8 protein-coding genes are annotated in these 11569 nt (G+C 60.2%); all 8 read left to right on the top strand.

The window, feature by feature from the left end; genetic code table 11:
- The first annotated feature begins 74 nt into the window (after positions 1-74).
- Positions 75-854 (top strand): peroxide stress protein YaaA, encoded by a 780-nt coding sequence (gene yaaA / locus DBR24_RS11670; RefSeq protein WP_128614817.1) that lies wholly within the window; start codon positions 75-77, stop codon positions 852-854.
- 812 nt (positions 855-1666) lie between these two features.
- The gene (locus DBR24_RS11665) at positions 1667-2983 is read left to right on the top strand and encodes a nucleotide sugar dehydrogenase (RefSeq protein WP_128614816.1); all 1317 of its coding nucleotides are present in this window, start codon (positions 1667-1669) and stop codon (positions 2981-2983) included.
- A 98-nt stretch (positions 2984-3081) separates the two neighbouring features.
- Positions 3082-4563, top strand: a complete 1482-nt coding sequence (gene alg8 / locus DBR24_RS11660; protein ID WP_177490524.1) for a mannuronan synthase — start codon at positions 3082-3084, stop codon at positions 4561-4563.
- A 35-nt stretch (positions 4564-4598) separates the two neighbouring features.
- A complete protein-coding gene (locus DBR24_RS11655) occupies positions 4599-5768 on the top strand; it encodes an alginate biosynthesis protein Alg44 (RefSeq protein WP_123464840.1) in 1170 nt (389 codons plus the stop codon).
- Positions 5769-5777: 9 nt separating this feature from the next.
- A complete protein-coding gene (gene algK / locus DBR24_RS11650) occupies positions 5778-7289 on the top strand; it encodes an alginate biosynthesis TPR repeat lipoprotein AlgK (RefSeq protein ID WP_371921271.1) in 1512 nt (503 codons plus the stop codon).
- On the top strand, positions 7286-8767 hold the full coding sequence (locus DBR24_RS11645) for an alginate export family protein (protein ID WP_128614814.1): 1482 nt from the start codon (positions 7286-7288) through the stop codon (positions 8765-8767). The genes algK and DBR24_RS11645 overlap by 4 nt, the downstream gene beginning before the upstream one ends.
- Positions 8768-8793: 26 nt before the next feature.
- A complete protein-coding gene (gene algG / locus DBR24_RS11640) occupies positions 8794-10365 on the top strand; it encodes a mannuronan 5-epimerase AlgG (protein WP_128614813.1) in 1572 nt (523 codons plus the stop codon).
- A 10-nt stretch (positions 10366-10375) separates the two neighbouring features.
- Positions 10376-11569 (top strand): alginate O-acetyltransferase (locus DBR24_RS11635; protein ID WP_256591413.1); only part of this gene is annotated, 1194 nt, incomplete at its 3' end.

Here is an 11569-nt window from a genome sequence, read left to right as displayed (position 1 = left end):
CCTATAACCCCCATAGCTGGAGTCAACTCGGACAACCCCCTAGAATCGCCCCCACGATTAAAGGAGACGACTTCATGCTGATGGTGATTTCCCCCGCCAAGACCCTCGATTACGAAACACCGCCGGCGACCCAGCGCTTCACCCAGCCGCAATACCTCGATCACTCCCAGGAATTGATCCAGCAACTGCGCGACCTGACCCCCGCGCAGATCAGCGAATTGATGCACGTGTCGGACAAGATCGGCGGGCTCAACGCTGCGCGCTTCGGCAGCTGGACGCCGGCGTTCACCCCCGAGAACGCCAAGCAGGCGCTGCTCGCGTTCAAAGGCGACGTCTATACCGGTCTCGACGCGCAATCTTTCAGCGAAGCCGATTTCGACTATGCCCAAAAACACCTGCGCATGCTCTCCGGCCTCTATGGTCTGCTGCGTCCCCTGGACCTGATGCAAGCGTATCGCCTGGAAATGGGCACCAGACTGGCCAACGCCCGCGGCAAGGATCTGTATGCCTTCTGGGGCACACGCATCAGCGAATGGCTCAACGAAGCACTGGCCGAACAAGGTGATGACGTACTGCTGAACCTGGCCTCCAACGAGTACTTCTCGGCGGTCAAGCGCAGTGCCCTGAACGCACGGATCATCAACACCGAGTTCAAGGACCTGAAGAATGGCCAGTACAAGATCATCAGCTTCTACGCCAAGAAAGCCCGTGGCCTGATGAGCCGCTTTGTGATTCAGGAACGCATCAACGATCCAGCCGCCCTCAAACAGTTCGATGTACAGGGCTATCGCTACAGTGCCGAGCAATCGAAAGCGGACAATCTGGTGTTTTTGCGCGACCACGCTCCGGAATAAAGCATGCCGGTTGCACGACGCTTTCTATAAAGAGTCGTGCAGCTCGCACGATGTCAAAAATCCCCCGCCGCATTTCGCCACTTTATTGGCGCCATAAAATCGTCCCCTCAAATTCTAATTTTAGTTTCACTCGACAGCCCCGCTTTTTTTCAGTAGTGGCACGTAAATTTTTTTACGATAGTGGCACAAAACTATCTAGCGCGATTACACACCGATTAATAAAGGCCCAAGTCGAAAGTGCTATCAATTTGCGACCAGTGCCATCTTTATCAATATTTCAAAAAATTTCAGTTTTCGCGATGAGCGGGTAGGAACTATGTCCAAATGCATAGCTCATACCACCGGTAACGATTATCGCCGAGTTTGTACGAGATAACTTACGCAGTGCAGAAAACCATATAACCAAGTTGTCACGGCAACTTGCCTAGATGGTTCACTCAACTGGACAACAAACGAAGGACAGGAGATACGCACCATTAATATCCCCTACAAGGCCATGGCCGCCCCCCTATAAACGTGCTCGCCAGAGCACTCAACCGCTTGATTTACGGGATTTTTCTCCTGTCATCAAGCGTGTAAGACGATTGCACGAGACTCTTCTGAAGAGAAGAGCGGCTGCATAACAGGGCAAGTCATAACAACAAGGCCTGTTTACGCACATCTTGAGTGCACTTATTTAGACACTCGAAACTTAGTCTGCCTGCACACGGCATTGTGGCGCCTGTATGCCGCACTTTCGAGCGCACTAGTGTCCGCTGCACACCATTAACTCCGGCCATCTAATGGCTTGATAAAACACAGAGGTAATTGCGATGCGCATCAGCATATTTGGTTTGGGTTACGTTGGCGCTGTCTGTGCCGGTTGCCTGTCTGCACGGGGCCATGACGTGGTTGGCGTCGATGTTGCCAAAGACAAGATCGACATGATCAACGCCGGCAAGTCGCCGATTGTCGAACCGGGCCTGGGCGAACTTCTGGAGCAAGGTATCCAGACCGGTCGTCTGCGCGGTACGACCAACTTCGCCGAAGCGATTCGTGACACCGACCTGTCGATGATCTGCGTCGGTACACCAAGCAAGAAGAACGGCGACCTGGAACTGAACTACATCGAAGCGGTGTGCCGCGAGATCGGTTTCGTGCTGCGTGAAAAATCCACCCGCCACACCATCGTGGTTCGCAGCACCGTGCTACCGGGCACCGTCGCCAACGTGGTGATCCCGATCCTCGAAGACTGCTCGGGCAAGAAGGCCGGCGTCGACTTCGGCGTCGCGGTCAACCCGGAGTTCCTGCGCGAATCCACTGCCATCGCCGACTACGACCTGCCACCGATGACCGTAATCGGCGAATTCGACAAGGCTTCGGGCGACGTTCTGCAATCGCTGTACGAAGAACTCGACGCACCGATCATCCGCAAGGACATCGCCGTTGCCGAGATGATCAAGTACACCTGCAACGTCTGGCACGCGACCAAAGTGACCTTCGCCAACGAGATCGGCAACATCGCCAAAGCCGTCGGCGTCGATGGCCGTGAAGTGATGGAAGTGGTCTGCCAGGACAAGACCCTCAACCTGTCCCAGTACTACATGCGCCCAGGCTTCGCCTTCGGCGGTTCGTGCCTGCCGAAAGACGTGCGTGCCCTGACCTACCGCGCCGGTTCGCTGGACGTCGAAGCGCCGTTGCTCAACTCGCTGATGCGCAGCAACGAATCGCAAGTGCAGAACGCCTTCGACATCGTTGAAAGCCACGACAAACGCAAAGTCGCCCTGCTCGGCCTGAGCTTCAAGGCCGGCACCGATGACCTGCGCGAAAGTCCGCTGGTGGAGCTGGCCGAAATGCTGATCGGCAAGGGCTACGACCTGAGCATCTACGACAGCAACGTCGAGTACGCCCGTGTGCACGGCGCGAACAAGGACTACATCGAGTCGAAAATCCCGCACGTGTCGTCCCTGCTCAACTCGGACTTCGATTCGGTGATCGACAACTCCGACGTGATCATCCTCGGCAACCGCGACGAGAAATTCCGCTCGCTGGCCCAGGAAGCGCCGCATGGCAAGCAGGTCATCGACCTGGTGGGCTTCATGTCCAAAGCCACCAACGCCGGTACACGCACCGAAGGTATCTGCTGGTAAAGCAGCGCCAAGCGACAAGCCTCGGGCTGCAAGCCAAAGCGTTTCACTTGCAGCTTGAGGCTTGCAGCTCGAAGCCTCTCTTACCTTGGATGACGTCGATGACCAAGCTCAAACATTTCTTTCTGCAATCCGCCGGCTGGCTGTTGTTTTTAAGCCTGTTGATGGGCCTGGCCTTGATGCTGCCCGCGTCCACATTCGACTCCGAGTCGAAGGACTTTATTTTCCTGATTGGCGCCGTGGGTATCTGGCGCTACTCGATGGGTGCAACGCACTTTGTGCGCGGCATGATTTTTCTCTACCTCGTTTACCCGCACCTGCGCCGCAAAGTGCGCAAGCTGGGTAAAGCGGCGGACCCGTCGCATGTGTTTCTGATGGTCACCAGTTTCCGTATCGACGCGCTCACCACGGCGCAGGTCTACAGCTCGGTAATCCGCGAAGCCATCGACTGCGAACTGCCGACCACCGTGGTCTGCTCGATCGTGGAAATGTCCGATGAGCTGCTGGTGAAAGCGCTCTGGGCGCGGATGAATCCGCCAGACCGCGTGAAGCTCGACTTCGTGCGCATTCCCGGCACCGGCAAGCGCGATGGCCTGGCCTATGGTTTCCGCGCGATCTCCCGTCACCTGCCGGACGACCGCGCCGTGGTAGCCGTGATCGACGGCGACACCGTGCTCGGCGAAGGCACTGTGCGCAAGACCGTGCCGTGGTTCCAGCTGTTCGGCAACGTCGGCGGCCTGACCACCAACGAGTTCTGCGAAGTGCGCGGCGGCTACATCATGAGCGAATGGCACAAGCTGCGTTTCGCCCAGCGCCACATCAACATGTGTTCGATGGCCCTGTCCAAGCGCGTGCTGACCATGACCGGGCGTATGTCGGTGTTCCGCGCCACCGTGGTGACCAACCCGGAATTCATCGCCGACGTCGAAAGCGACTCGCTGCAACACTGGCGCCTGGGCCGTTTCAAGTTTCTCACCGGCGACGACAAGTCGAGCTGGTTCAGCCTGATGCGCCTGGGTTACGACACCTTTTACGTACCGGATGCGGCGATCAACACCGTTGAACACCCGCCGGAAAAGAGCTTCATCAAGGCCAGCCGCAAACTGATGTTCCGCTGGTACGGCAACAACCTGCGCCAGAACTCGCGAGCGCTGGGCCTGGGGGTCAAACGCCTCGGCGCCTTCACCTCGGTGGTGCTGTTCGACCAGCGCGTGTCGATGTGGACCTCGCTGCTGGGCCTGACCGTGGCAATCATCGCCAGCTTCAAGTACGGCGGCGCGTTCATCCTTGCGTACCTGCTGTGGATCGGGATCACCCGCCTGATTCTGACCCTGCTGCTGTCGTGCTCGGGTCACCGGATCGGCCCGGCCTATCCCGTGATTCTGTATTACAACCAGATCGTCGGTGCGCTGGTGAAGATCTACGTGTTCTTCCGCCTCGACCAGCAATCCTGGACGCGCCAACCCACTTCCCTGACCCGTGATCTCGCCAGCTTTCAACGTTGGTTCAACACCTGGTCGTCTCGGACCATGACCTTCTCCGCCGGCAGCATTTTCGTCGCCGTGCTGCTGATGATGGTCTGACCTGCCCCTATTGAATTAACAAGGAAATCGCCCCCATGAATACCGCCGTCAACGCCAACGTAGTGCATGAATCCGAAGCCCAGCGCCAGCACGCCCGCGTGAAAATCCCGGCCAAGCTGCGGTTCTTCGGCCCCGACCGGACCCCGCTCGAAGCACGGGTCCTCGACCTGTCCGCCGGTGGTCTGGCGTTCAACGCCGGGCAAATGCCCCTGACCATTGGCCAGGTGTACAAGGCACGCCTGCAATTCGTCATCGACAACCTCGGCATCGGCATGGACGTTGAACTGCAAGTGCGCTCCTTCGACCGCCAGACCGGCCGCGCCGGTTGCCAGTTCCAGAACCTCGAGCCGCAGGATATTTCCACCCTGCGCCACCTGATCACTTCGCACCTGGCTGGCGACATCGTCAGCATCGGCGAAGTGCTGGCGACCCTGCAGCGCGACAACTTCACCAAGGCGCGCAAGGTCAAGGACGGCGGCAGCGGCATGACCCCGTTCGGGCGTCTGAAAGCGGTGACCTTCAGCGCCGGCATTTTCGCCATCGGCCTGGTGGCGTTCGGTTTCGTATTCAAGTCGGTATACGGCATGTACTTCGTCAGCCACGCGCAGGCCGGTCTGGTCAGCGTGCCGGGGATGAACATCACCATGCCGCGTGACGGCACCGTGCAGAGCCTGGTCAAGTCCGACGGCGTAGCGGCCAAAGGCGCACCGCTGGCGACCTTCAGCACCAGCATGCTCGACGTGCTCAAGGGCCATCTGGACGAAGATCAGCTGCAACCGGCCAAGGTTGAAGAGCTGTTCGGCAAGCAAATGACCGGCACCCTGACCTCCCCTTGCGATTGCACCGTGGCCCAGCAACTGGTGGCTGACGGTCAGTACGCGAGCAAGGGCGACGTGATTTTCACCCTGGTTCCGCGCAACACCCAGGCCACCGTCGATGCGCGCTTCTCCTATCGCCAGTTCGGCGACGTGCGTCCGGGTACTTCGGTGAGCTTCCAGATCGCCGGCGAAGACCAGACCCGCACCGGCAAGATCGTCAGCAGCACCAGCCTGAAAAGCGCCGACCTGTCCTCCGACATCCGCGTGCAGATCCAGCCGGACCAGCCGCTGGACAGCAGCTTCGCCGGCCGCCCGGTGGAAGTGAACAGCGACCGTGGCCCGAACCTGAACTGGCTGATCGACAAAGCCATGGCTGCCGGTCTTTAAGTCGAGGACATGCCTGTGACTACTCCACCCATCTCAAGCACACCACAAACCCTGTGGGAGCGAGCTTGCTCGCGAATGCAATCTGACATTCAGCCTCAGTGCCGACTGACACACCGCTTTCGCGAGCAAGCTCGCTCCCACATGGGTTCAGTGTGCGCATTGGCATTGGCAGTCAGTCTCGCCGGTTGTGCCGGCCTGCCCGATCAACGCCTGGCCAACGAAGCGCTCAAGCGGGGCGACACCGCCACCGCCGCGCAGAACTACCGCGCCCTGGCAGACCTGGGTTACAGCGAGGCGCAAGTCGGCCTCGCCGATATCCAGGTCGACAGCCGCGACCCCGAGCAGATCAAACAGGCCGAAGCGACTTACCGCGCCGCCGCCAGTGTTTCGCCGCGTGCTCAGGCGCGTCTCGGCCGCTTGCTGGTGGCCAAGCCGGGTTCCACTGAAGCCGAGCACCACGAAGCCGAAAGCCTGCTGAAAAAAGCCGCCGCCCATGGCGAAGGCAATACGTTGATCCCGCTGGCGATGCTGTACCTGCAATACCCGCACAGCTTCCCCAACATCAACGCCCAGCAGCAGATCGACCAGTGGCGCAAATCCGGTTACCCGGAAGCGGGTCTGGCGCAAGTGCTGCTGTATCGCACCCAGGGCACCTACGAACAGCACCTGGATGACGTGGAAAAGATCTGCAAAGCCGCGCTCAACACCACCGACATCTGCTACGTCGAACTGGCCACGGTCTATCAGAAACGTGCCCAGCCGGAGCAACAGGCCCAGCTGATCAAGCAAATGCAGGCCGGTTACAGCCGTGGCACCGTCACTGCGCAGCGTGTCGATTCGGTGGCCCGTGTACTGGCCGATTCGACCCTGGGCAAGACCGACGAGAAGACCGCGCAATCGCTGCTCGAACCGATCGCCCCGGGCTATCCGGCGTCGTGGGTGACCCTCGCGCAACTGCTCTACGACTTCCCGGAACTGGGCGACGTCGATCAGATGATGCAGTACCTGGACAACGGCCGCGCCGCCGACCAGCCGCGCGCCGAGCTGTTGCTGGGCAAGCTCTACTACGAAGGCAAACTGGTGCCGGCCGACGCGAAAGTCGCCGAGGAACATTTCCAGAAAGCCGTTGGCCGCGAGGTTGCCGCCGACTATTACCTCGGCCAGATCTATCGCCGTGGTTACCTGGGCAAGGTCTATCCGCAGAAGGCCCTAGACCATCTGCTGACCGCTGCGCGCAACGGCCAGAACAGCGCCGACTTCGCTATCGCCCAATTGTTTTCCCAAGGCAAGGGCACCCAGCCCGACCCGGTCAACGCCTATGTGTTCAGCCAACTGGCCAAGGCACAGAACACCCCGCAAGCCGATGAACTGGCGACCACCCTCGCAGCGCAATTGCCGCCCGAGCGTCTGGCCGAAGCCCAGCGCCTGCTGCAACAGGAACAGGCCAGCCGTGGCGCCCTGAATCAGAACACGCTGCAACTGCACGCCCTGCAAGAAGAAGACGGCGAGGAATCCCTATGAAGTTGAATCCCTTTGTGAAGGCCGGCATTGGCCTCACGTTCGCGCTGATCTGGTCTTGCCCGACACTGGCCGCGATCACTGAATCGAAGAACTTCGGCCTGGAAGTGAAAATCACCGGCCAGTCCGAAGACGACCGCGACCTCGGCACCGCCAGTGGCGGCGACGTCAACGGCTTGGGCCTCGACCTGCGTCCGTGGGTCTACGGCGAAAGCGGCGCGTGGAGCGCCTACGCCATGGGTCAGGCCGTGACCTCGACCGACATCATCGAAACCGACACCCTGCAACAATCCGACGGTGAACAAGCCACCGACAACAGTGATCGCAAAACCAAGAAGAACTACCTGGCGATGCGCGAGTTCTGGGTCGGCTACAGCGGTCTCACGCCGTACCCGGGCGAGATGCTCAAGTTCGGTCGCCAGCGCCTGCGCAATGACGACGGCCAATGGCGCGACACCAATATCGAAGCGCTGAACTGGACCTTCGACACCACCCTGCTGCGTGCCAACGTCGGCGTCGCCGAGCGTTTCAGCGAATACCGCACCGACCTCAAAGAGCTGGCGCCGAAAGACAAGGATCGCCTGCACGCCTACGCCGACGCCGCTTACCAGTGGACGCCGGGGCAATGGGTCGGCATTCGCGGTCATCACACTCACGATGACGGCAAACTCGATTACGCCGAGCCGGGCGTCCCGCGCGACTCGCTGGATAAAACCCAGAACGGTGACATCAGCTGGCTCGGCCTGACCGCCGACAGCGACGCCTACAACTGGCGCAACACCAACACCGTCAACTATTGGGGCAGCATCACCGGCATGAGCGGCGACCGTGACACGGTCAACGCCCTCAACGCCGATGGCTCGAGCCCGGCACAAGCCAAGCGCAGCGAAGACGTCAACGGCTGGGCCACCGACATCGGTGTGCGTCTGCGCATTGATCCGCAATGGCAAGTCGGCGGTGCCTATGCCCGCGCCAGCGCCGATTACGAGCAGAACGGTCTGGAGAGCAACCGCTCCAACTACACCGGTACCCGCTCGCGGGTGCACCGTTTCGGCGAAGCCTTCCGTGGCGAAATGAACAACATGCAGACCGCCACCCTGTTCGGTTCCTGGATGGTCAACGACGAGTACGACGCCAGCCTGATCTACCACAAGTTCTGGCGTGTCGACGGCAACAAGCCGGTCGGCAGCAACGGCATCAATGCGGTGGAAAACAACACCGACGACGCCACCGGCGCGATTCTTTCCAGCACCTCGCTGCCGCTTGAAGACGGCAACAAGGACCTCGGTCAGGAGATGGACCTGGTCGTCACCAAGTACTTCAAGCAAGGCTTGTTGCCGGCCGCCCTGAGCCAGTCGATCGACGAGCCGTCGGCCCTCGTGCGCTTCCGTGGCGGTGTGTTCAAGCCGGGCGATGCCTACGGCAAGCAGGTTGATTCGTACATGCACCGCGCGTTCATCGACGTGATCTGGCGCTTCTGATGCAAACCGCCAAGGGAGTGCCCGACATGATCAGCACCAGGACAGGCTCACTCAGCCTGCTGGCCGGCGCGATGCTGCTGGCCAGCGCCAGCGCCTTCGCGACAGTGGAGCCGGTTAAGCCGGTGACCACCGCGAAAGAGCTGCAACAAGCCAAGACCTACACCGTCAGCAGCGCACCCACCGAGGCGCTGAATCTGGCCGCGCCGAAGCTGCCGGACATTTCCGGCTACACCGCCGAAGCCGCCGCCGCGAAAATCGTCCGCAGCAAAGCAGGCAAAGTCAGCGTGCGCCGGATGATGCAGGAAGACGCGCTGAAGGACTTCATCGGCGGCGACAACAAGATGGCCGAGTGGGTGGTGCGTCAGCACGGCATCCCGCAGGCGATCTTCGTCGACGACGGTTACCTGAACCTCAAGGATCTGGCGCAGAAACTGCCCAAGCAGTATTTCAGCGAGACCTCGCCGGGTGTGTATCTGGCAAAGCTGCCGATCGTGGTCGGCCGCAAAGGCATCCTTGAAATCGACGGTCAGACCCAGGAACTGCGCCTGTCGCAAGAGGCCGGTGCATTCATGGTCAACGACGGCCAACTGTTTGTGCGTGACACCAAAGTCACCGGCTGGCGCGAAAAGGACAACGGCCCGGCAACGTTCCGTTCGCCGAAGGAATTCCGTCCGTTCCTGCTGGCCTGGGGCGGCACCGAGACCTACATCGTCAACAGCAAGATGGCCAGCTTCGGCTACGCCAACAGTAAGTCGTACGGGGTGAGTATTTCCCAGTACACGCCGAACATGGCCAAGGTCCTCAAGCGTCCCGAGCCGACCGGCTGGATCGTCGGTTCCGAGTTCTCCGACATGTGGTACGGCTTCTACTGCTACGAGACCCGCGACTTTGTGGTCAAGGGCAACACCTACAAGGACAACATCGTCTACGGCATCGACCCGCACGACCGTTCCCACGGCCTGATCATTGCCGAGAACACCGTCCACGGTACGAAGAAGAAGCACGGGATCATTATTTCCCGTGAGGTCAACGACAGCTTCATCTTCAACAACAAGAGCTTCGACAACCACCTCTCGGGTCTGGTGATCGACCGGAACAGCGTCAACAACATCATTGCCTACAACGAGATCTACAAGAACCACACCGACGGCATCACCCTCTACGAGTCCGCCGACAACCTGCTGTGGGGCAACAAGGTCATCAGCAACAAGCGCCACGGCATCCGCATTCGTAACAGCGTGAACATCCGCCTCTACGAAAACGTCGCCATGGCCAACGGTTTGACCGGCGTCTACGGCCACATCAAGGACCTCACCGACACCGACCGTGACATCAAGCTCGACCCGTTCGATGCCCAGGTGTCGCTGATTGTGGTTGGCGGTGAACTGGCGGCCAACGGCAGCGGCCCGCTGTCGATCGACTCGCCCTTGAGCGTCGAGCTGTATCGCGTGTCGATGCTGGCGCCGACCAAATCCAGCGGCATCAGCTTCAACGGCATCCTCGGCGAGCGCCAGGATGAAATTCTCGACCTGCTGGTGCGCCAGCAGAAAGCCGTGCTGATCGACCCTGTCGAACGCCAGACCGAAATGCAGGACTGAGGATAATTTTATGCACCCACACTTGATCAGATTACTCAGCCTGTCGGCCCTGACCGTGGGCATTCTGGCGGCCAGCAACGGCGCCCGTGCGGACGAAGTGAAAGCGCCCGAGTTCACCGCCGAACCGTGCTGCAACCTGTGCCCGGCCGCGCATGACGCGAAGAACTACACCACGCGTTATCAGCAGAACTTCACCACCCTGGTGCAGGCGCAGGGCGACTGGCTGTTCCGCACGCAAGAAGACTTGCGCACCGAGTTCAACACCACCCCGGCCGGTTACAAACGCCTGCAACAACTGCACGATGCGTTCAAAGCCAAAGGTGTCGAGCTGGTGATCGTTTACCAGCCGACCCGTGGCCTGGTGAACCGCAACAAGCTCAACCCGCAGGAAAAAGCCGCGTTCGATTACGAGAAAGCGCTGGGCAACTACAAGACCATGCTCGGGCGTTTCGCGCAGATGGGATACGTGGTGCCGGACCTGTCGCCGCTGACCAACGAATCGCTGCCGGACACCCTGCCCGCCCATGACTTCTACTTCCGTGGCGACCAACACTGGACGCCATACGGCGCGCAGCGCACGGCGAAAATCGTCGCCGAGAAGGTCAAGCAGATTCCGGCCTTCGCCGACATTCCCAAGCGTGAATTCGAGACCAAGCGCTCCGGGCGCATGGGCAAGACCGGCACCCTGCACAACATGGCCGGGCAACTGTGCGGCACCAGTTACGCAATCCAGTACATGGATCAGTTCACCACCGAGCCGAAAGGCGAAGCCGGTGACGGCGACCTGTTCGGTGATTCCGGCAACCCGCAAATCACCCTCGTGGGCACCTCGCACAGCGGCAAGAACTACAACTTCGCCGGCTTCCTCGAAGAGGCGATCGGCGCCGACATTCTCAACGTCGCCTTCCCCGGCGGCGGCCTGGAAGGTTCGATGCTGCAGTACCTCGGTAGCGACGAATTCCAGAAGACCCCGCCGAAAATTCTCATCTGGGAATTCTCGCCGCTGTACCGCCTCGACCAGGAAACCATCTATCGCCAGATGATGTCCCTGCTCGACAACGGCTGCGAAGGCAAAGACGCGCAAATGTCCGCCAGCACCACGCTCAAGCCGGGCAGCAAACAAGAACTGCTGGTCAACAGCAAAAACCTGAACCTGCAGAACAGCAGCCATCAGGTCGACATCCGCTTCGCCGACCCTTCGGTG

This window comes from Pseudomonas sp. HMWF006 (genome assembly GCF_003061205.1).
GTDB classification, from domain to species: Bacteria; Pseudomonadota; Gammaproteobacteria; order Pseudomonadales; family Pseudomonadaceae; genus Aquipseudomonas; species Aquipseudomonas monsensis.
This window is presented reverse-complemented; position numbering and strand designations above follow the sequence as displayed.

Bases quoted from the DNA above. Each gene is read 5' to 3' on its own strand.
- DBR24_RS11665 (WP_128614816.1), top strand. From the start codon at position 1,667: ATGCGCATCAGCATATTTGGTTTGGGTTACGTTGGCGCTGTCTGTGCC.
- DBR24_RS11645 (WP_128614814.1), top strand. From the start codon at position 7,286: ATGAAGTTGAATCCCTTTGTGAAGGCCGGCATTGGCCTCACGTTCGCG.
- algK (WP_371921271.1), top strand. From the start codon at position 5,778: ATGCCTGTGACTACTCCACCCATCTCAAGCACACCACAAACCCTGTGG.
- algG (WP_128614813.1), top strand. From the start codon at position 8,794: ATGATCAGCACCAGGACAGGCTCACTCAGCCTGCTGGCCGGCGCGATG.
- yaaA (WP_128614817.1), top strand. From the start codon at position 75: ATGCTGATGGTGATTTCCCCCGCCAAGACCCTCGATTACGAAACACCG.
- alg8 (WP_177490524.1), top strand. From the start codon at position 3,082: ATGACCAAGCTCAAACATTTCTTTCTGCAATCCGCCGGCTGGCTGTTG.
- DBR24_RS11655 (WP_123464840.1), top strand. From the start codon at position 4,599: ATGAATACCGCCGTCAACGCCAACGTAGTGCATGAATCCGAAGCCCAG.